Origin of the sequence: uncultured Psychrosphaera sp., from assembly GCF_947500655.1 — a bacterium.
Classification (GTDB): domain Bacteria; phylum Pseudomonadota; class Gammaproteobacteria; order Enterobacterales; family Alteromonadaceae; genus Psychrosphaera.
The window spans coordinates 246,894-267,292 of sequence record NZ_CANMSK010000003.1 but is presented as its reverse complement, the minus strand read 5'-3'; the positions used below and the strand labels follow the sequence as shown (position 1 = coordinate 267,292).

At 37.5% G+C, this 20,399-nt stretch carries 18 protein-coding genes, 3 tRNA genes and 1 riboswitch; of the genes, 13 read left to right on the top strand and 8 right to left on the bottom strand.

Going from position 1 to position 20,399, the window contains the following annotated elements:
- The 6 genes from Q0940_RS04660 to thiC form a co-directional block, all read right to left on the bottom strand.
- Nucleotides 1–825 carry a HesA/MoeB/ThiF family protein gene (locus Q0940_RS04660; RefSeq protein WP_299264693.1) on the bottom strand — a complete coding sequence of 275 codons (825 nt, stop codon included), beginning with the start codon at nt 823–825 and terminating at the stop codon, nt 1–3.
- A gap of 1 nt (nt 826) precedes the next feature.
- On the bottom strand, nt 827–2,548 hold the full coding sequence (thiE, locus tag Q0940_RS04655) for a thiamine phosphate synthase (protein WP_299264691.1): 1,722 nt from the start codon (nt 2,546–2,548) through the stop codon (nt 827–829).
- A 12-nt stretch (nt 2,549–2,560) separates the two neighbouring features.
- On the bottom strand, nt 2,561–3,355 hold the full coding sequence (locus tag Q0940_RS04650) for a thiazole synthase (protein ID WP_299264689.1): 795 nt from the start codon (nt 3,353–3,355) through the stop codon (nt 2,561–2,563).
- 2 nt (nt 3,356–3,357) lie between these two features.
- Entirely contained in the window at nt 3,358–3,600 is a 243-nt protein-coding gene (gene thiS, locus Q0940_RS04645) for a sulfur carrier protein ThiS (RefSeq protein ID WP_299264686.1), read from the bottom strand.
- Nucleotide 3,601: 1 nt separating this feature from the next.
- The gene (locus Q0940_RS04640; protein ID WP_299264683.1) at nt 3,602–4,744 is read right to left on the bottom strand and encodes an FAD-dependent oxidoreductase; all 1,143 of its coding nucleotides are present in this window, start codon (nt 4,742–4,744) and stop codon (nt 3,602–3,604) included.
- A 100-nt stretch (nt 4,745–4,844) separates the two neighbouring features.
- A complete protein-coding gene (gene thiC, locus Q0940_RS04635; protein WP_299264681.1) occupies nt 4,845–6,845 on the bottom strand; it encodes a phosphomethylpyrimidine synthase ThiC in 2,001 nt (666 codons plus the stop codon).
- Between the two features lie 121 nt (nt 6,846–6,966).
- Nucleotides 6,967–7,079: riboswitch (TPP riboswitch) on the bottom strand.
- A 204-nt stretch (nt 7,080–7,283) separates the two neighbouring features.
- Here thiC and Q0940_RS04630 point away from each other — a divergent pair.
- From Q0940_RS04630 to Q0940_RS04605, 6 genes are all read left to right on the top strand, one after another.
- A tRNA-Phe gene (locus Q0940_RS04630) sits at nt 7,284–7,359 on the top strand.
- A 59-nt stretch (nt 7,360–7,418) separates the two neighbouring features.
- Nucleotides 7,419–7,494 (top strand) — tRNA-Thr (locus Q0940_RS04625).
- Nucleotides 7,495–7,522: 28 nt separating this feature from the next.
- Nucleotides 7,523–7,598, top strand: a tRNA-Phe gene (locus tag Q0940_RS04620).
- Between the two features lie 1,016 nt (nt 7,599–8,614).
- On the top strand, nt 8,615–9,859 hold the full coding sequence (locus tag Q0940_RS04615) for an HlyD family efflux transporter periplasmic adaptor subunit (protein WP_299264679.1): 1,245 nt from the start codon (nt 8,615–8,617) through the stop codon (nt 9,857–9,859).
- Between the two features lie 280 nt (nt 9,860–10,139).
- Complete coding sequence (locus Q0940_RS04610) at nt 10,140–10,373, top strand: Blp family class II bacteriocin (protein WP_299264676.1); 234 nt, start codon at nt 10,140–10,142, stop codon at nt 10,371–10,373.
- Nucleotides 10,374–10,490: 117 nt separating this feature from the next.
- Nucleotides 10,491–10,736, top strand: a complete 246-nt coding sequence (locus Q0940_RS04605; protein ID WP_299264674.1) for a hypothetical protein — start codon at nt 10,491–10,493, stop codon at nt 10,734–10,736.
- 100 nt (nt 10,737–10,836) lie between these two features.
- Here Q0940_RS04605 and Q0940_RS04600 read toward each other — a convergent pair whose 3' ends face one another.
- Nucleotides 10,837–11,031 (bottom strand): hypothetical protein, encoded by a 195-nt coding sequence (locus Q0940_RS04600; RefSeq protein ID WP_299264672.1) that lies wholly within the window; start codon nt 11,029–11,031, stop codon nt 10,837–10,839.
- A 190-nt stretch (nt 11,032–11,221) separates the two neighbouring features.
- Between Q0940_RS04600 and Q0940_RS04595 the strand changes: the two genes are divergently transcribed.
- From Q0940_RS04595 to Q0940_RS04570, 6 genes are all read left to right on the top strand, one after another.
- Nucleotides 11,222–11,368 carry a hypothetical protein gene (locus Q0940_RS04595; RefSeq protein ID WP_299264670.1) on the top strand — a complete coding sequence of 49 codons (147 nt, stop codon included), beginning with the start codon at nt 11,222–11,224 and terminating at the stop codon, nt 11,366–11,368.
- Between the two features lie 450 nt (nt 11,369–11,818).
- Nucleotides 11,819–13,945, top strand: a complete 2,127-nt coding sequence (locus Q0940_RS04590) for a peptidase domain-containing ABC transporter (RefSeq protein ID WP_299264668.1) — start codon at nt 11,819–11,821, stop codon at nt 13,943–13,945.
- 443 nt (nt 13,946–14,388) lie between these two features.
- Nucleotides 14,389–15,003, top strand: coding sequence for a 1-acyl-sn-glycerol-3-phosphate acyltransferase (locus Q0940_RS04585; protein WP_299264665.1), 615 nt, complete (start codon nt 14,389–14,391; stop codon nt 15,001–15,003).
- 157 nt (nt 15,004–15,160) lie between these two features.
- Nucleotides 15,161–15,391, top strand: a complete 231-nt coding sequence (locus Q0940_RS04580; protein WP_299264662.1) for a DUF350 domain-containing protein — start codon at nt 15,161–15,163, stop codon at nt 15,389–15,391.
- Nucleotide 15,392: 1 nt separating this feature from the next.
- Complete coding sequence (locus Q0940_RS04575) at nt 15,393–16,205, top strand: hypothetical protein (protein ID WP_299264659.1); 813 nt, start codon at nt 15,393–15,395, stop codon at nt 16,203–16,205.
- 71 nt (nt 16,206–16,276) lie between these two features.
- Complete coding sequence (locus tag Q0940_RS04570) at nt 16,277–16,882, top strand: type II CAAX endopeptidase family protein (RefSeq protein ID WP_299264656.1); 606 nt, start codon at nt 16,277–16,279, stop codon at nt 16,880–16,882.
- 244 nt (nt 16,883–17,126) lie between these two features.
- On the opposite strand, the gene Q0940_RS04565 is transcribed toward Q0940_RS04570, so the two are convergent.
- Complete coding sequence (locus tag Q0940_RS04565; RefSeq protein ID WP_299264652.1) at nt 17,127–18,971, bottom strand: DUF885 domain-containing protein; 1,845 nt, start codon at nt 18,969–18,971, stop codon at nt 17,127–17,129.
- 437 nt (nt 18,972–19,408) lie between these two features.
- Between Q0940_RS04565 and Q0940_RS04560 the strand changes: the two genes are divergently transcribed.
- The gene (locus tag Q0940_RS04560) at nt 19,409–20,365 is read left to right on the top strand and encodes a PDC sensor domain-containing protein (RefSeq protein ID WP_299264649.1); all 957 of its coding nucleotides are present in this window, start codon (nt 19,409–19,411) and stop codon (nt 20,363–20,365) included.
- Nucleotides 20,366–20,399: the final 34 nt, after the last annotated feature.

Sequence of the window (20,399 nt, the reverse complement as noted above, 5' to 3'; positions counted from 1 at the left end):
TTATTGTGAGCAACACTTGCATTGCGGATCTTTATTTATTGCAAAGCGTTTAAACTCCATTCCCCATGCATCAAACAATATTAATTTATTCAAGTTATTGGTGTTACCTAAAATTAAGCGCAAGGCTTCAGTTGCCTGCAAACTACCTAACACACCTAAAACTGGACTGAAAACACCAGAAGTTGAACAATTTAAATTTTGCGTTGCACCTGCTGGAAATAAACATTGGTAACAAGGATTAGTGCTTGGGGCTGAAGGTGATGAGGGTGATGTAGTTGACGGCGATTTTGCCGAAGAGTGTGAGGTAAAGTCAAAGCTGACTAACTGCCCTTGACCTTGAATGGCAGAAGCTGAGACTAATTTTATTTTACTCTCCACTGCTGCGGCATTAATGAAATGTCGGGTTTTAGCGCTGTCAGTGCAATCTAATACAATGTCAGTACTATCAAATAACTCAGATAAGTTGGTGTTGAAAACAGACTGTTTGATAGCTTTAATTTCAATTAATGGATTTAAACTTTTCAGTCGCTGACGTGCAATATCTACTTTATATTTACCTATATCTTGCTCTGTGAATAACACTTGTCTTTGCAGGTTACTGGTTTCAATAATGTCATGATCAATTAAGGTAATATGACCAACACCAGATGCCGCTAAGTATTGACTGGCAGGACAGCCTAAACCACCCATTCCAATGATCACTACCTTTGCTTTAGTGATAGCTAGTTGCCCAGCTTCACCAATATTATCCGCCATAATATGACGGTTATAACGCATGAATTGCCTGTCTGTTAATCGCTCGTTCACGGATAAAGAGCCTGCCATATCAATTTCTGCTTATTGGTTGTTGAAGTAGCTGTTGCTGTTGAAGGATCTGCTGGAATTGAGTCACAGCATATTCAGGGTTGTCAGCTTCTGTAATGGCAGTTACAACAGCAATTGAGCCTACATTGGTCGCTAACACACATGGTGCTTTTTCTAGCGTAATACCACCAATAGCAACCATAGGAATGGTCGGATTTAACTTAACCAAATGCGCTAGTGTATTAAGACCTTGAATTTGCCCTGTCATGTCTTTGGTTTTGGTTGGAAATATTGCACCAACCGCAAGGTAAGAGGGCCTGTATTGCTTGATTTTTAATAACTCATAATGCCCGTGTGTACTTATGCCTAATCGCACACCCGCTTTTTTAATGGCACTGAGATCTGCGGTTTGAATATCTTCTTGACCTAAATGTATGCCATAGGCTTTATGCTTAATGGCGAGCTGCCAATAGTCATTAATAAATAGTTTTGCTTTATATTGTTTACCAAGTGTTATGGCCTGTTGAATCGCAAGTTCTAGCTCATCACCTGTGATTTTTTTCTCACGATATTGAATGGTGTTAACGCCAGTTTTTAATAGCCTTTCTAACCAAGCAATAGAGTCCACCACTGGATATAAGCCAAGCTTGTCGGTTTCCACAGACGCAAAGTCTGAACAAAAGCCTTGATGCTGTTTTTGTTTTGTAGGAAATATTTCTTGTTTTATAGAAAGCTGTTCTTGTTTCTGATCTTGTTGAGAGCCAGTCCAAGCTATCGACTCGGCTAACTCAGAGCCTGCAACTAATACTTCAGGATAATCGTTTATGTCGTTTGGCCATGCCCCTTGTGTAATAGAACCTTGGCAGATGGCACCTTGATAGATATTGCCTTGGGAGATAGCAGCCGAACCGTCACTCTGGTCTTTGGATATTTTTAAGCCCTGATTGATATAGGCTTTGGCAATCACAAACACATCTTTTAATGCATAACCTAGTGCCAATAATGCCGCTAACGCAGAGGCAAAAGTACAGCCTGTACCGTGACTGTTTTGCGTATTTATTCTGTCGCTGCTTAACCAATATTCTTGTTTGCCGTCGGTACAAAAATCTATGCTTTTATTCTCGGCTATTTCAATATGTCCACCTTTGATAATGATTGCCCCAACACCTAAGGCTAATATTTTATCTGCCGCTGTGGTTAAGCAGTCCCAAGAAAAGGCAAACACGCCCGTGAGTTTTTGTACTTCTTTGCCATTGGGCGTAAGGAGATCAACTAAAGGCAATAGCTTTTCTTTGATAGTTGGCAGAATGTCATCTTCGGTTAGGTCGCCGCCGTTTGATGCCACTGCAACTGGGTCGTAAACAATAAAGGGTTTTATTGGCCAATTGCGTTTAAATTTGGCTATCTGCTGGGCAACTAACTCTACTTGTTGCTTATTTGCTAACAAACCGATTTTTATAACCCTTGCTGGCTTTTCTTGATCCAATGCGTGTATTTGCGACAAGATCACATCTTCGGACATGGCATTAATTTGTGCTACACCAAAACTATTTTGTGCGGTAACGGCGGTGATCACAGAGCAAACTTCTATACCTAAAGCTGTGTATCCAGATGCATTAACAGAGAGTCCTAGGTTGTGCATGGTTTTAGTGTCAGCCTGAATGCCTGCACCGCCGGTGCAATCGCTTCCTGCAATCGTCCAAACAGTGGCTTTGTGATTTTTGTATTTGGTTAATTGACTCATGCTCCGCTCCTGCTAACTTTGATGCCAAAAAGGCGTGTCTAGTGTCGGTGTGCTTGGGTGAGCGGTTTGTCTTTGCTGCATTAAACCTGCTTGATAAGCTTGTTCGCCAGAGGTGAGGGCGTTAGCAAATGCACTTGCCATTAACACTGGATTGTCAGCCAATGCCACCGCACTGTTTAGCAAAATACCGTCGTAACCCATTTCCATTGCTAAACAAGCATCAGACGGCTTGCCGATGCCTGCATCTAAAATCAGCGTGGCTTTTGGTAATCGTTGTCTTAAAGTTTCTAGGTTATAAGGGTTCATTAGCCCTTTGCCTGTGCCAATGGGAGATGCCCACGGCATAATTACTTCGCAGCCTAAATCGTATAAACGTTGGCACAATACTAAGTCGTCGGTGCAATAAGGTAATACGTTAAAGCCGTCTTTTATTAACATCTCGGTGGCTTTTAACAGCTCAAATGGGTCGGGCTGTAAATTGTAATCATCGCCAATCACTTCCAACTTTAACCATGAGGTTTGAAATAATTCACGACTCATTTGTGCCAAGGTAAAGGCTTCTTTTGCGGTTTTACAGCCAGCGGTATTCGGCAGTAAAAATCCGTTGGTTTGTTTCACTATGTCTTGAATGTATTGCCAAATTTGTTGGCCGGATTGTTCTTGTGGATTCTGGCGTTTTAACGACAAAGTTACTACTTGCGAACCACTGGCTAAAATGGCTTGTTTCATAATATCTGGCGACGGATATAAAGCCGTACCAATTAATAATCGGCTGTTAAGTTTTTCACCGTAAATGCTTAAGCTCATGACTAACCTCCGTGAATTGGAAATAAAACGTCAATAGAATCACCATCTTTTAGCAAGGTAGATGCATATTGGCTTTTATTAACAAAATCACTGTTAAGGGCAACGGCAAAGCTCATTTCTTGCTGCTTTTGTGACAAATATTGTTGCAAAGCATCGGCTACGCTTGTGTCTTTTGCCTTGCCATTTTCTTCGATGTTACCGCCATTTTCTAGATTTAGCGGCTCACCGTTTATATGTATTTTCATATTACTTTCTACTCTGTGTTGCTGTTCCAGTCTTTTCATTTAGCTTCAGCTCGGACGTTTTGCTTAGGGCTAAGACAGCTAATTCCACTTGTTCCAGTACAACGGGGGAAATTAAAAAACCATGACGATATAAACCATTTACCTGAATCAAGCGCTGGTTAACTAAAACTTGTGGTTGGTTATCACTAAACGCAGGTCTTAATTGGCTAATGTGCTCACGAATATTAGCTTCTGCAAAACCAGCATGAACACTGTAAGCAGCACTGAGTAATTCCATTGCTGAGCGAACTGTCATTGGCGATAAGTCGTCACTTTCTATTTCCGTAGCGCCCACCACGTAAACATGATTGGGTTTAGGAGCGATATAAAGCTGATACCTTGGATGCATTAATCTGACAGGCCGAGTTAAATTAACCTCAGGTGCAAACAAGTGAAACAACTCACCTCTTACTGCTCGTAAATCAGTAAGTGCCATGCTTTTCTCAGTAAAGTGCTGATTAGAGTGCTGAGGCGGATCCGTTCTGGCACCAACGCCTCGACAATCAATCACTAAATCAAAGGTATGAACTTGCTCATTTACAGTTAACTGGCAATGACTTGGCTGGTTATCTATTTGAGTAACCTTAGCGCCGATAAACCAGTTTACTTGTTCAAGCTCTAGCTGTTTTTGTAGGGCTGTTAATAACATGCGGTTATCAATTTGCCCTTCGTCTGGTAAAAACAAACCTTGTTTAAAGTTATGGGCAAGTTCAGGCTCTAGCTCCGCCAGTTGCTGTCTGTTTAATGATGGAGCGGCATGTTGGGGATAATGCCTACCTAGGTGTTGAGCAAAACCTTGGTAGTCACCTTTGTCTTGCTCATGGCTCACCATGATAGCGCCTTGTTGTTGAAAATAGACTTTGTATTCTAACGAGGCTAATAACTCAGGCCACTTTTTAAGCGCGCTAAAGCCCATTGCAACTATGTTAGGTTCGCAGCTCATAGACTCACCTAGCGGAGTGAGTAACCCGCCGGCTGCATAAGCTGCACTTTGCTTGGCTTGTTTGCTGTCTTTATCAAACAGGCTCACCTGATAGCCTTGTCTTGTTAAAGACAAAGCGCTCAAGCGACCCATTAACCCTGCACCAACAACGGCTATTTTCATAATCGTTTTATCCCCAGCTCTATTTTTAAGTGCTATTTACAACGCGCTTATTTATAAAACGCTATATAAAAGCTTCACTTCCTAAAGTTCTAATCAATAGTTATTTAGCTAGATGATAAATTTCACTGCCAGTGGCTTTAAATTCAGCGGACTTTTCAGCCATACCTTTTTTTGCTTCATCAAGCACGGCTTTTTCTAGCTCTGCCTTTTTTTGCACAGCCTTTTCTAACTCAGCTTTATTGGTACTGACGGTTTCATCTAGCAGCTTAATAGAGATAGACTCTCCATTAGCTTCCATGTCAGCAGCGTAATCTCTAACTTCTTGGCTTATTTTCATAGAGCAGAATTTAGGGCCACACATAGAGCAAAAATGCGCTACTTTGCCAGACTCTTGCGGTAGGGTTTCGTCGTGATATTCAAGTGCGCGTTCAGGATCTAAACTTAAGTTAAATTGATCGTGCCAGCGGAATTCAAAACGCGCTTTAGACAAAGCATTATCACGGATTTGCGCCCCCGGATGGCCTTTGGCTAAATCGCCTGCATGTGCCGCTATTTTGTAGGTGATCAACCCTTCTTTAACGTCTTCTTTATTTGGTAAACCCAAATGTTCTTTTGGTGTCACGTAACACAACATGGCACAACCGTACCAACCAATATTGGCGGCACCAATACCAGAAGTTATATGATCGTAACCCGGTGCTATGTCGGTGGTTAATGGGCCTAAAGTATAAAATGGCGCTTCGCCACAATGTTCTAATTGCTGCTCCATATTCTCTTTGATCATGTGTAAAGGTACATGACCAGGCCCTTCAATAATGGTTTGTACGTCGTGTTGCCACGCAATTTTGGTTAATTCACCTAAGGTTCTCAACTCACTAAATTGGGCTTCGTCGTTGGCGTCGGCTACTGAACCAGGTCTTAAACCATCACCTAATGAAAACGACACATCGTACTTTTTACAAATCTCACAAATGTCTTCAAAGTGCGTGTAAAGGAAGTTTTCTTTGTGGTGCGACAAACACCATTTCGCCATAATAGAACCACCACGCGAGACAATACCCGTAACGCGTTTTGCCGTCATTGGTACATATCTGAGTAATACGCCAGCGTGAATTGTAAAGTAATCAACGCCTTGCTCGGCTTGTTCTATTAACGTGTCGCGGAATATCTCCCAAGTTAAGTCTTCGGCTACGCCATTTACTTTTTCTAACGCTTGGTAAATAGGCACTGTGCCAATTGGCACTGGCGAGTTACGCACAATCCATTCGCGGGTTTCATGAATATAACGTCCGGTAGACAAATCCATTACCGTGTCTGCGCCCCATTTGGTAGACCAAACTAGTTTTTCTACTTCTTCTTCAATGGATGAAGATACCGCTGAATTACCTATGTTGGCGTTTACTTTGATTAAAAAGTTACGGCCAATGATCATAGGCTCGGCTTCTGGGTGATTAATATTAGAAGGAATAATAGCGCGGCCTCTGGCTACTTCATCGCGCACAAACTCTGGGGTGATTTCTTTCGGTATGCTAGCACCAAAGCTTTGTCCTTCATGCTGTTGCGTTAACATTTCGTCATTCAGTTGTTGAAGCTTTAGGTTTTCACGAATGGCAATATATTCCATTTCTGGCGTGATTATACCTTTGCGAGCGTAATGCATTTGAGTAACGTTTTTGCCCGGTAAAGCGCGGCGTACTTTAGGTAGGTTTTCAAAACGAATATGATCTAAGCCTTCGTCGGCCAAACGCTGTTGGCTGTAACCAGAGGTTGCACCTTCTAATACTTCAGTGTCGTCTCTGGCTTCAATCCAACTAGCACGTAACTTATCTAAGCCTTTGTGTACGTCAATTTGCGTATCTTCGTCGGTATAAGGTCCAGACGTGTCGTAAACTCGAATAGGTTGGTTTGGTTCTAGTATTGGGTTTTCTTGGGTGCCGCCTACAAACGAGTCGGCCAGTGAAATTTCGCGCATACCTACTTTAATTGGGTAAGTGCTGCCTTCAATATATACTTTTTTAGAATTTGGAAAACGTTGGTTTGAACAGTTTGTTAAAAATTGCTCGGCTTGTGCGCGACGTTCGCGGCGAGTAAGTTTAGTCATTGGTTTCTGCCTTTTGGTAAATTCGCTCAAAAAATTGAGCACAAAAGACGGAGTGTAGATATACAGGAGGTTTGTAAGACCATTCTACTAAAGATTACGCTGTGCGAGCTTTAATAAGATTGGTGTTTATTCCCTTGTTTCCTTCGCAGATATTAGTCTGAATCAGGTTCTACGGATCCCGCTTTCGCGATCTCAGCCATTACAAAAATGTAGTTGGCACTCCGACAAGTCGAGGCGATATTATGCTATTGAATTTTTTAGCGCAAGCTCTTCACGCAAATATTAAAATAACCGGGATTATGGAAATAGAAGTTAAAATACAATTAGGTTTAAGGTGTTTGTTTGATTATCAACCAAGCAGTGAAAGTAAGTTGGTTATTTGTTAAATTTAAGTTGCTATCTGCCTTGATATTATTTATCCTCGCAGCCGTTAAATTTGCCTCGATAGCTCAGTCGGTAGAGCAGAGGATTGAAAATCCTCGTGTCCCTGGTTCGATTCCGGGTCGAGGCACCATTTACTTTCCAACGGTAAATAGTGTGTAAATTTAACGATGTTCTTGTAAAAGATCATGTGCCGACTTAGCTCAGTTGGTAGAGCAACTGACTTGTAATCAGTAGGTCGCCAGTTCGACTCCGGCAGTCGGCACCATTTCTTTTAGAACATGCACATCTAATGTGCCTCGATAGCTCAGTCGGTAGAGCAGAGGATTGAAAATCCTCGTGTCCCTGGTTCGATTCCGGGTCGAGGCACCATCTTAATATTCCCCATGTTTTATAATTAAATTCAAATCTTATATATTCTGAATATTTTTCGTATACCTATCGTCCGCACAATATGCCGTGGGGAATAATAAGATAGTTCTCGACACATCGAACGCTCGCTGCGCTCGGTTAGATTATGAAATACGTCCATGTATTTCACCGCAAGCGGCCAGCAAGCGGCCAGCAAGCGGCCAGCCTGCGGCCAGCCTGCGGCTGTTAAAATTTGTTCCAGACAAATTTTTCCGGGTCGAGGCACCATTTAAATTCTCGACACATCGAACGTTCGCTGCGCTCGGTTAGATTATGAAATACGTCCATGTACATGTTGTTACGCTTGTTTATTTTGTCTTAAATATTCAAACACTGGTTTTTGGATTTTGTTAATTCGGGGGTATCTGGAAAATTGCTGTTAATAGGAGTTAATTTAAATGTATTTATGGGCGTTTGAATAAAGTAAATATCAAGTGTATGATTTTAAATGTTAAATATTAATGGTTATACCATTCAATATGTTAACTTTATAAAAAGTGAGATAAATATTTAAGGAACTAATATTTGTATTTGACTTCCTTAATCGTCAAATATATCTGAACTATAGGAATGAGAATGAATAAATATATAGTTGTTACCTGTATTATCCTTTTGAGTGCTTGTACATTTCAAGCTGGACAACGAGGGAATAGCTCTATTGATTGTAAAAGAGTAAAAAAACAGTGCAGACTAACACAAGCTTATTATGATGAGTGGTATAGAACCAATGGTGACTTAGCATGTAATTGCGTTGATTTGTAGCTAATAGTCTGTTTTAAGTATGACAGAGCTGAACATCACTGTACCCAAATATCTCCTTTAATTCTTCAAGCTGAAATGGCTGCTACTAGGAATTAATTTAATATATTTTTTTATTAATTCCAAACGCTTATAAAATTCTTTATTACCTTCCTTGTTTTTATATAAATCTGGATTATATTTAAAAATACCTAATGTTCCTTTAATCGGAATTTGTTATGTCGCTATTCAGAAAGGAAGCTGTAGCCCAACAAAGTGAACGTCTAACTGGCGCGATTATTCTGGCACAGCCATTATCAATTAAGCTAACAGTAGCCACGCTAGTCGCGATTGCTGCTGCAATTGTGTTATTTATTTTCACCGCAGAATATTCCCGTAAAGAAACCGTTCGTGGTTTTTTAGTCCCAAGCAAAGGTGTGGTTAAAAGCATCGCTACACAAGGTGGTGTGGTCGATAAGCTTTGGGTAAAAGAGGGCGATAGAGTAATAAAAGGCCAACCGCTTGTTAGTATTATTATCCAAAAGAAAAATGCGACAGGAATTGATTTAAGTGACCAACTTATTGAACAAGTTGAACATCAACAGTCAATGATCCTTGACGAAATTAGCCAACACAACACACTCCAACAACAAGAAGTTAACCATTTCAAACAACGTTATTCAGCGTTAAAAAATGAGCAAGGCGCATTAACAAATCAGTTAACTTTGGCAGATGAAAAGTTAACCTTGTTGTTAGCACAACAAGAGCATTTAAATACCTTAAGTAAAAATGGTCATTTGTCTAAATTTGAAAAAGACACTCAAGAGCAAGAGTTATTAGCTGCAAAACAAGAGAAACAAAATATCAATCGTTTGTTGATACAACAACAAAACGAACTTAGCCAAGTTACCTTTAATATTAAAAATGCCCCTCAGCAATATGCTCTTAAAATCAATAATCTTAAACGCCAACAAAGTGAATTTTCCAGTCAGATAGCCCAAATCACTAACGGCCATAAATATACGATTACCGCGAGCCAAAGTGGTGTTGTCTCCGGCATTCAAGTGTTTGAAGGTGAAAACTTAACTCAAGCTAAATCCATATTGCATATTTTGCCAGAAGACTCAGAATTAATAGCTGAGCTATTACTTCCCACTCGCTCTGCTGGATTTATTGAGGAAGGTAATAATACACGCTTACGCTTTGATGCCTTCCCATATCAACGTTTTGGTTTTGTAAAAAGCCAAATTGTACAAATAGATCAAACATTGATCACGCCAAATGAAAGACAAATGCCCATAGCACTACAAGAGCCTGTTTATAGATTAAGAGCCAAGCTGAATCAACAACAAATCCAAGCCTTTGGCAAAGCGTTTGATTTAAAAAGCGGTATGTTATTCGACGCCGACATCATGCTGGAACAACGCACATTAATAGAATGGTTACTAGAACCCATATACAGCTTAAAAGGCCGCGTTGGTTAAAGTTAAGCAAGGTGAAAATAAAGTCAGTGAAAAATGAATGAGGGTAATTGGTTGTAGATCATTAAATGTAAATAAAAGAATTTAAAAGAATTTTCTAACTAAGGGACTAGCGTTAATCACTATGACCTTTAATGGAAAATAGGGCGGCTAGCTTTAGTCAACTTTGAACGAAACAACTAAAGCCAGCCAAATTAACCGCTAACTTAAATAATTAAGTTAGCAAATTAACAATCCGACAAACTTTATATAAAGGTGATGTCGGAAACATGGAGTATATATTATGCATGAATTAAACGTAAATGAAGTTCAGGAAGTTAATGGTGGTACATATAACCCGTGGACTACCCCGAATCCAAATAGTGGACAAAGTTGTATCAATGAAATGGTAGAGCAAGGTGGAATAGGTGCAATTGGAGGTGCTTTAGGTGGTGGTATTACCTCTCTAGTCGGTGCAATATTTGGTGCTTTCAATGCGTTTGTTAATTCAGATGAATGCGAAGGTGCTAGAGAATAGCTTTATTTGTAAAATGGTTATGCCTTGTTAAGGTGACTATATTTTTTTAATGTAGCTTGGGGGGCATAATTATATATTCCTCCAAGTTACTCACAAAGTTATAAAAGGTTTGTATACATGAATAAAGCTAATATCGATAAAGAACAAAAGCTTATGAAAAAAATTAGACAGAGTTTTATTTTCTACACTGTCATTGGTTGTAGTGTTATCTCTTTTTTCTTGATAATTTCTGTTTTTACTAATTCAGGGGCATCTCTATTACCATACTTATTTATAATTATATTACTTTCATTAAATTATCTATTTATTAAAGATTGTTTTGCCGAATTATTAAGTTTATTGGAAGGCAATGAGAAAGACTAACTTATATGAAAGCTTCTTTATTTTAATCGTGTATTTTCAATATTGAAATTGAGGAACAAAAACTTTAATCTCATTCAGTTTGAACGTTTTTGCATGGCTGTTATTTATAAGTAAAGGTTTTTATGTCACCACAAGAGCCGCAACTTAATTTCTCATTCATAAAATCAGCTCCTTTGATCCTCCAAGCTGAAATTGCTGAATGTGGTTTGGCTTCTATGGCGATGGTCGCGTTTTTATGGTCATCAACTTGATATGCTCGCCATGCGTAAGCATTTTCTGCCAACTTAAAAGGCATGTTATTCGACGCTGACATTATGCTGGAACAACGCAAGTTAATGGTGGAGGATCCGTTAAAAAAATCACAAAAATAGCAAAGACTGTTGTAGGTTAGCTCCTCACCCCGTAGTAAAAATGGCTGCATTACTAATTGCTGCTGGATCTGCTGCGGTTGCTGGTTATGAAAATAATAGAGTTTAGGAGGTCTTATGAAAGAATTAACATTGGGTGAATTACAATTAGTTTCAGGAGGTTGGTTCTGGATTACTTTACCTATCTTCGTTGGTGGAGGTTATAAATGGGGAAGTGACAGAGCAAATAGAGATAATAAAAAAGATGAAAAGAAAGAGGAATAATCATTTCTTTTATTAAGCTAATAACGACACAGTTTTGCTGTGTCGTATTTGGGAGAATAACCTATGCAACAATTAGACTTGAAAGTAGGCTCTGTAGTATTAAATTTTTGTTTAACATTCCTACTTTGCCAAACATTTTTAGGTGTCATTTACGGTTACGAAATTGAGCTGTTCAATTTACTTTTATTAATACTACTAGGACCTCTTATATATAATTATTTACGTGAAAGTAAAAAGGTATTATCAATTAAATATTTTGTATTACCGCCTATTTTAGGATTGTGCTTATGGATCGTTTCATATTTATAGTTGGAGTGCTCTTAGAAAGACTCATTAAGGTTAATTTAAAAGAAGATATTGGCTTGGAAAGGGTAAATTAATATCTCACTAATTCACTGGCGTAAGTAGTAATCTTAATCCTTTAAGTAGAAGGCTTAAAGGATTAAGAGCATGGAGGGTACAACTATCGACAACTCAATTTTAAACTTCTCATCTTTGAAATCAGTACCTTTGATCTTGCAAGCCGAAATTGCAGAATGTGGTTTGGCTTCTATGGCGATGGTGGCCAGTTTTTATGGTCATCAACTTGATATGCCAGCTATGCGTAAGCGCTTTTCTGCCAACTTAAAAGGCATGAACTTACAACAGTTAATTGATGTGGGTGATAGTCTTGGTTTAGCCAGTCGTGCATTACAGTGTCCAATAGATGAAGCCTATAAATTAGCGACGCCCTGTATTTTACACTGGGATATGAATCACTTTGTGGTGTTAACTAAAGTCTCTGGCAAAGGCGATAAATCTACCTTTTCTATTAATGATCCCGCTGTAGGTAAACGTACTTTAAGTGCTGATGAATTTGGTAAACACTTTACTGGTATCTGTTTGGAGTTAACCCCCACCAATAAATTTGAAGTAAAACAAGAACAAGCACGGATGAAGTTCACTCAATTGTGGAGTTCAATGTCTGGCTTAAAGTCTGGGCTGGTTAAGCTGGTGGCATTATCTTTGGTATTACAGCTTTTTGCCCTTATGTCCCCGTATTATATGCAGTGGGTGGTGGATGAAGTCTTAGTCAGCTTTGATGAACCTTTGTTAACTGTGTTAGCAATGGGTTTTGGTTTAATTGTTATTATTTCCACTATTACTAACGCGGTACGTAGTTGGTTAATCTTGCGTTTATCTAGCGTGCTCAATATGCAAATGGGCGTGAATTTACTCAGGCATTTATTACGACTGCCAATGAATTATTTTGAGTCACGTCATGTGGGCGACATTGTTTCTCGTTTTGGGTCACTTGCGCAAATTCGTGAACGGATAACCACAGGCTTTGTGGAAACCTTAGTAGATGGTGTGATGTCTATTACAGTATTAATCATGATGGCGTTATATTCATTAAAACTCACCGCTATTGTTTTAGGGGCAATAACTTTATATACGATTGTGCGTTTGGTTTTATACAGACCATTACATCAAGCAACAGAGGAAATGATCCAAAGCTCAGCCAAAGAGCAGTCTAGCTTTTTAGAAAATATCCGTGGTATGCAAACCATAAAACTATTTGGTAATGAATCTCAGCGACAAGGTATTTGGCAAAACCGCTACGCGGAAGTGATTAATGCTGAAATTAGACTTGGCCGATTAAACATAAGTTTTGAGTCCTTTAACAAACTTCTTTTTGGCTTAGAGAATGTATTTGTTATCTATTTTGCTGCAGTCATGGTGATGGGAAACAGTTTAACTGTGGGTATGGTGTTGGCGTTTATTGCTTATAAACAGCAGTTAACGCAGCGGTTTGCTAATTTAATAGAGCAAATTATTCAGTTTAAAATGATGCGTTTACACCTTGACCGTATTTCTGATATTGCGCTCACTAATCAAGAAGCCAATAGGGAGGGATCTGTACAAATAACAGATGGTGCTTCCAAAGGTGCGTTAACGTTAGAAAATATATGTTTTGCCTACAGCGATGAAGATTCAGCGGTTTTACAGAATGTTAATTTGTCATTAAACGCAGGTGATTATATCGCTATTACTGGCCCATCTGGTGCGGGTAAAACAACGTTAATGAAGATCATGCTTGGTTTATTACAACCAACATCTGGCAAAGTGTTATTGGATGGTAAAGACATTACTCACCTTGGCTTAAAAAATTACCGTAAACAGATTGCTGCCGTTATGCAGGATGATACGTTATTAGCAGGTTCTATTGCTGATAATATTAGCTTTTTTGATCCTCAGCCTGATTTTGCAAAAGTAGAACAATGCGCTCAGTTAGCGTCTATCCATGATGATATTGGTAAAATGACAATGGGATATAACTCTTTAGTGGGTGATATGGGTTCTAACCTTTCTGGTGGACAACTTCAGCGTATATTACTAGCAAGAGCACTTTATCAATCACCAAGTATTTTATATATGGATGAAGCTACAAGTCATTTAGATACAGATAATGAAGCTAAAATTAGTGAGCAAATCCAGCACTTATCAATGACGCGTATTATGATTGCCCACAGGAAAGAAACGATTAATATGGCTGATAAGGTTTATCAATTACAAGATGGTCGATTAATAAATTGAATATATGGGTAAAGACTGGAAGGAAGTGTCTAGGTTTAATAAATACTTAAGTTAACCTTTTATAAATCAGTTAAATATTTGTATTGTTAATTGAACTCAACTGTAAATAAGTTGATGTTCTAAATACGTGGTTCTATATTTCATAACCTTCTTTACACCTTCCTTGTGTTTCTAGCAATGTGATTTATATTCAATAACCCCCTAGTTCCTTTAATCGGAATTATTAACATGTCGTTATTTATAAGCCATTTATTAATTAAAAAAGGAAATTTTATGAATTATAAAAAAGATGAATTGTTTTGGGAAAAGATAATATTACTATTGTTTATTATATCTTTTTTCTATGGATTTTTATGAGTAATTTGGGTTTCATATGTGTAGCGTGATTATGTCAGCTTATGTAGAATAAAAAGATTATATTTGTAAAAGTGAAATATTTGTTAATGGATTCGACAGAAGTAAAACCTGACAAAATGAAAGTTCCAGAGTTACAACCTCATCATTCAAGGTTGGGGAATCGATTTACTCGTTGGTTTGGTCGTAGCATGTTGGGTTTATTAGGCTGGAACATTACCGGTGAATTCCCGGCGGATAAAAAATGCGTTATTTGTATTGCGCCACACACTTCCAATTGGGATTTCTTTATTGGCATGTTCACTTTGTTAGCCCTGGACGTTAAGTTGAATTGGGGTGGAAAGCATCAAATATTTATTTGGCCGATTAAGCCATTACTGCTTGGTTTAGGAGGTATCGCAATTAATCGTAAACAAGCTGGTGGATTTGTAGGTCAAATAGTAAATGAGTTTGATAATTCTGAATCTATGGTTTTTGCCCTTGCTCCAGAAGGCACTCGTAATTATGTACCCAAGTGGAAAAATGGTTTTTTACGCATAGCGCAAGAAGCAAATGTGCCTGTGTATTTAGTGACTTGGGATTATGGCAATAAAGAAATGCATTTTGGCCAAGGTATTGAAGTGGATAACTTGGACGATTCTATGGAGTTTGTACGAGCTCATTACCAAAAGATAGTGGCAAAACATCCAGAAAAAACAAATTAAGCCTTCTTATATTTCTTCAATATCGCATGTTTTATAGTTTAATTTTTTGAATATAACATACAGAACATTAAGGCTTGAATTCAGGGCGTTAATAATTGTAATTAGTAAAGTATTGAATTAATGTGATTTTTATTTTAGTCCTTAAAGGAAGTGATACATGGAATTTAGTTTTATATCTGCAAGTTTTGTAAATTTGATCATTAATCTAAGTTATACAATTATATCGTTATTCATCGCTGTATTCGCGCTGGTATTAATCGATAAGAAATTATTAAAAGATGTCGATATTCAGCAAGAGTTGAAAAACAATAATATTGCTGTTGCTATTTTTGCTTCTACAATATTGATATTTGTCGCTATTATAATTAGTTTTGGCTTAAAGTCTTAGCATGAAATATATCAGTGTCATTGTATTTTTTGGGGCATTTCTGATTATATCTTTTTTAGAAAAACCAAAATCAAAATTTGATACTGAACTGCTATTCCAAGCCGAAATTGCCGCAAAAAATATACCTTTATCATTTGCTTCGAGTAACAATCAGCAAGGCGTCGTTACCTATTTATCTGATGGATTCTCTTTATCAGAATATGACATGCAGGAGGCTATCCGGCAACAAACTAGTTTCCAACATCACGTAAACCAGTCTTTAATATGGAAAGATTCATTTGGTAATGATGCGACCATGACTACATTTGGATTGGATCAGTATCATCATTTTGTAAATAGTTACCTGGTTGGTATTCGGCCTTTTGAAGCTGAAAATGATTGGCTTCCTTTGTACGTTATTGCGCAACGTAAAAGCTATCAATTAGACCAAAAACAGTATGGCTTTTCAGAGTTATGGCAAAATTCAGCTCAGGCGTTTAAAAGCTTACGTGGTGACTGTGAAGATCATGCGATTGCATTAGCCGATTGGCTTATTTCCGAAGGTGTAGATGCACGTGTTGCTATCGGTAAGTATGAAGGCGGAGGACATGCTTGGGTGGTTGCGTTCAAAAACTCTCAAGCCTTTCTATTAGAGGCTACCTCAAAAAGAGTCGGTAAATCGTGGTCTCATTATCCTCTGGCTAGTCTAGCTAAAGGTTATCAAGCAAGTTATATGTTTAATCGTGATACTTTGTGGAAATCATTAGAAGGTTATACGAACGAGTATAAAAGCAGTAGTTGGCAAGAGTTATCTAGGTTTAGCAAGAGCATTTAAGTTTAAGTAAAGATTCAATAATTAAATTGAGTTTTTTAGGTTCATTTTCTAGGTCAAAGGGCTGATTTATAATGAGAAGTATTGCTTTTATTTTAAGTGTTTTGGTTAGCTTTGCTATTTGTCTTCAAATTCCTTTTTTAAAAGGAATTGAGTTAGTTAGTTTGGTTTTTTCATGCGTAATAGGGGTGTTGGTTACACTTTTATCAAGACATAAAATATTAGACTTTAGTGACGTTACAAATAAATGGATAAGTTATGCGTTTATTTTCGGCCTTATGTATGGATGTATCAAGTTTTATACAAAGTACTTCATTCTCGATCATGCTATAGAAAACTCTGAATTCACTGATATGAAAAGTTTTATAGAAACTTTGATATTAGTTATATTACTTATGCCGCTTTTAGAAGAGTTTTTATTTAGAGGTATTCTTTTTGACGATGTTAAAAGAGCTCTAGGGAATAAAGTAGCAATTTTACTAACATCCAGTTTATTTATTTCACTTCACTTACACAATTTTACTATAAACTCGACGTATGAGTCTGTAGCTTTAATGCTGCCTGGAGTATTTATCTACGTCTACTTAAAGCTTAAAACAAATAATTTTTTAGTAAGCTTTATTGCTCATGCAACTCATAATTTAACAGCAGTTTTATTGCTTTTAATTCTAATTCAATAATTTAGTTTGTTAATTTAAGGTATTGCCAATGCAATACTCTAAAAAAACAGCGAGTAAATTTAACACTTACCTATAATAATTAGAGTAGTGTTGTCACACAGATAAGAAACAATTAGTAGGGCAGAAAAGTGTATGTACTTAACTCTGGCACTTTAAACTCTATTGCAGTTTAGGTTTCTAAAATAAAAATGGAGTCTTATTAGACTCCATTTTTGTTTTAACGTTCAGAATGTTTTCTAGAAGCTTATGCTTTAGAAGCAACCCACTCGTTAACTAAGTCTTCTAGTACGCTAAGTGGTACAGCGCCGTCTTTTAGGACCACGTCGTGGAACTCAGGTAAGCTGAATTTGTCGCCTAGTTTCGCTTTTGCTGCTTCACGTAGTTCTACGATTTTTAACATACCTACTTTATATGCAGTTGCTTGTGATGGCATTACAACGTGACGTTCAACCATTTTTATTGCATCTGTTTCTGGGTTTGGTGTGTTGTTTACGTAGTAATCAATACCTTGTTGACGAGTCCATTTTTTAGCGTGGATCCCAGTATCAACTACTAAACGACAAGCGCGCCATAATTCCATTGCTAGACGACCAAAGTCTGAATATGGGTCTTCATACAAGCCAATTTCTTTTGGGATCATTTCTGAGTATAAGCCCCAACCTTCAACATATGCTGTATAACGGCCGTATTTACGGAATGTTGGAATGCCTTCTAACTCTTGCGCAATAGCAATTTGCATGTGATGACCAGGAATACCTTCGTGGTAAGCAAGTGCTTCCATTTGGTATGTTGGCATATCACTCATACGATATAAGTTAGCGTAATAAGTACCAGGACGTGAACCGTCTGGCGCAGGCTGTTGATAAAAGGCTTTACCAGCTGATTTTTCACGGAATGCTTCAACTGCTTTTACAGTTAAGTCGGCTTTTGGTTTTACTAAAAATAGTTCATCTAAACGCGACTTCATATTCTCAATTAAGGCAACGGCTTCGCTCAGGTAGCGTGCTTTACCTTCTTCAGTGTCTGGATAATAAAACTGTTTGTCCGTTCTCATAAATTCAAAGAATGCTTGTAAGTCACCATCAAATTTAACTTTCTTCATGATGGCGCGCATCTCATCATGAATTCTGGCAACTTCACTTAATCCAACGTTATGGATTTCATCCGCGGTCATATTTGTAGTTGTGGTGTTTTTAAGTGCGTTGTTATAAAACGCTTCACCTTCTGGGAATTTCCATGCACCGTCACGATCATCAGCTTTAGCTTCGAGTTCTTTAAGATTAGCGATTAAGCTTTCGTAACCTGGTTTAACTGACTTAATTAATGCTTTTTTTGCATTAGCAAGTAATAGTGCTTTTTTGTCTGAATCTAATTCTAATTTATTAACTTTACCTTTGAAATCGGCTAATAAAGTACTGTCATCACCATTAGTAAATGGTGCACCATTTAATAGATTTTCGCTGTCAGATATAACATAAGGATATACAAACTTAGGCGCTAAAATACCAAGCTCCGCACGTTTGTTTAGTCCGTTTTCTAATTCAGCTAATAATGCTTGAACGCCATTTAAACGGCTAATGTAAGCAAGAGCGTCAGACTCTGAAGAGATTGAATGTTGGTTAATTAATAAAGAAGGCACCATAGAGTGTAAGCCAAACATTTGGTTTACTGGGTAGTTATGGTTACGCCATTTATAGTCAGCAATCTCGTCTTCTAATTGTTGTTCAAACAATTTATAGCTTAATGCCGTTTGTGAGTCTAATTCTTCCACATCTAATGTTTGTAGCTTTTCAAGATTGGCTTTTGCAAATTCAAGATCTTCTAATTCTCGAGCTTCTGAGATGTCATCCCATTTACCGTAATCTTTTTTTATCGCCATATAAGTTTGATAAATAGGGGAGCGCATAACGCCTTCCATAAATATATCATCAAACATTTTATTTGCTTTTTCTGATTCTGATTGAGCTTCTGTGCTAACACTTTGAGTTTCAGTTTCAGTTTCAGTTTTTGAGGTTGCTGTTTCACTGTTTCCACAAGCACTTAATCCCAAAGATAAGGCTATAGCAAGAGCTGTTATTTTAAGTTTCATTTATGTTCCCTTTTATAGTTAAGCTTTCATAGTTTATATCTGAAGCTTTTACACGTTTAATGTAACACGACTAAACAGGATAGTTGGATTGAAAATTATTATTCTGAGGTGAAATCTATAGTTAACAAGACAAATTAAGTGTAAGAAATTGTATTTATCAGGCTCATTCAGCGGGTAGTATTATTTTATTTAATTAAAGTGATATTTATTAACTCATTAGTTGCACTTTACTTGTTTGTTTAATATCTAAAGTCTACCTAAGTTGTTGATAATAAATAAAACATAAACTTCAAAATGGATGAGTTTTTAAACGCAATTAATTACTCAATGATTTATTGAATAGGTTGAAAATAAAGTAATTAAATAGACTTATGTAAATGTTATTACTGATATTTAAAGTTAATTATTTTTCCTAGCTCCACATAACAAGGAACATTATGAATTACATTAGCGTTATTGAAAGATATCAAGATTATAAAGAGCCAATTCATGAGCTTATGTCATCTATCATTGCTGGCGCATTTGATAAGACATTTTTTACTGAGGAGGATAGCCTAATAGCATCAATGAAATGGCTTAAGCAAAATTATCCTTTTGTTGATCTTATGTTTACTCTAGATAATCAAGGTGTGCAGTTAAGCCCTAATATTTCAAACAAGTCTATAAACCATAAAAGTTTTGGACTAGGTAAAGGTGTTGACCGCTCCTACCGGCCTTATTATGTAAAAGTGTGTGAAAGTGAAAACGATGGTGTTGTTGTCACTGAGCCTTATTTATCAACATCTAGTCACAACTTATGCATTTCTGTTGCTCTTAAACATGTGGATGCAACAGGTGATATTGTGGGAATATTAGTGCTTGATATTGATCTTGCTCATGCGATTGAATTTTTAATGGGTGATAATAAGCGTAAGCGTTTTCAGCCATTTTTTATCAGTGTTTATTCTTGTATTGTGATTGGTCTTTTCTTAATTGTTGGGATTCTTTTATACTCTGCTGGCAATGAGATTGTGAGTTTATTACTCGATCCCAGCATTGAAGGTCTGCAATCCAAACCCTTTGGCATTATTATATTTTTAACTCTTGCATTAGCGATATTCGACCTAGGTAAAACGACCATGGAAGAAGAAGTTTTAATGCAAAAAGACATATTTAGACACAGTTCTACGCGCAGAACCATCACCCGTTTTATGGCAACAATTTTAATCGCTATCTCGATAGAAGCGCTGTTATTAATGTTTAAGTCTGTATTAGGCTCACCTCAGTATTTGGTGAATGCGGTAGCTATGATGGCAGCATCAGCCGGTTTATTAATTGGCTTAGGTATTTATGTGTATTTAGGAGCAAAAGCGGAAGTGTTGTTAAAAGGAAATATGCTACACAAACAAGGATGATGTTTGTTATTAGTAGGGAAACTATTAATCAGTA

Bases quoted from the DNA above. Each gene is read 5' to 3' on its own strand.
- Q0940_RS04660 (WP_299264693.1), bottom strand. From the start codon at position 825: ATGGCAGGCTCTTTATCCGTGAACGAGCGATTAACAGACAGGCAATTC.
- thiE (WP_299264691.1), bottom strand. From the start codon at position 2,548: ATGAGTCAATTAACCAAATACAAAAATCACAAAGCCACTGTTTGGACG.
- Q0940_RS04650 (WP_299264689.1), bottom strand. From the start codon at position 3,355: ATGAGCTTAAGCATTTACGGTGAAAAACTTAACAGCCGATTATTAATT.
- thiS (WP_299264686.1), bottom strand. From the start codon at position 3,600: ATGAAAATACATATAAACGGTGAGCCGCTAAATCTAGAAAATGGCGGT.
- Q0940_RS04640 (WP_299264683.1), bottom strand. From the start codon at position 4,744: ATGAAAATAGCCGTTGTTGGTGCAGGGTTAATGGGTCGCTTGAGCGCT.
- thiC (WP_299264681.1), bottom strand. From the start codon at position 6,845: ATGACTAAACTTACTCGCCGCGAACGTCGCGCACAAGCCGAGCAATTT.
- Q0940_RS04615 (WP_299264679.1), top strand. From the start codon at position 8,615: ATGTCGCTATTCAGAAAGGAAGCTGTAGCCCAACAAAGTGAACGTCTA.
- Q0940_RS04610 (WP_299264676.1), top strand. From the start codon at position 10,140: ATGCATGAATTAAACGTAAATGAAGTTCAGGAAGTTAATGGTGGTACA.
- Q0940_RS04605 (WP_299264674.1), top strand. From the start codon at position 10,491: ATGAATAAAGCTAATATCGATAAAGAACAAAAGCTTATGAAAAAAATT.
- Q0940_RS04600 (WP_299264672.1), bottom strand. From the start codon at position 11,031: ATGCCTTTTAAGTTGGCAGAAAATGCTTACGCATGGCGAGCATATCAA.
- Q0940_RS04595 (WP_299264670.1), top strand. From the start codon at position 11,222: ATGAAAGAATTAACATTGGGTGAATTACAATTAGTTTCAGGAGGTTGG.
- Q0940_RS04590 (WP_299264668.1), top strand. From the start codon at position 11,819: ATGGAGGGTACAACTATCGACAACTCAATTTTAAACTTCTCATCTTTG.
- Q0940_RS04585 (WP_299264665.1), top strand. From the start codon at position 14,389: ATGGATTCGACAGAAGTAAAACCTGACAAAATGAAAGTTCCAGAGTTA.
- Q0940_RS04580 (WP_299264662.1), top strand. From the start codon at position 15,161: ATGGAATTTAGTTTTATATCTGCAAGTTTTGTAAATTTGATCATTAAT.
- Q0940_RS04575 (WP_299264659.1), top strand. From the start codon at position 15,393: ATGAAATATATCAGTGTCATTGTATTTTTTGGGGCATTTCTGATTATA.
- Q0940_RS04570 (WP_299264656.1), top strand. From the start codon at position 16,277: ATGAGAAGTATTGCTTTTATTTTAAGTGTTTTGGTTAGCTTTGCTATT.
- Q0940_RS04565 (WP_299264652.1), bottom strand. From the start codon at position 18,971: ATGAAACTTAAAATAACAGCTCTTGCTATAGCCTTATCTTTGGGATTA.
- Q0940_RS04560 (WP_299264649.1), top strand. From the start codon at position 19,409: ATGAATTACATTAGCGTTATTGAAAGATATCAAGATTATAAAGAGCCA.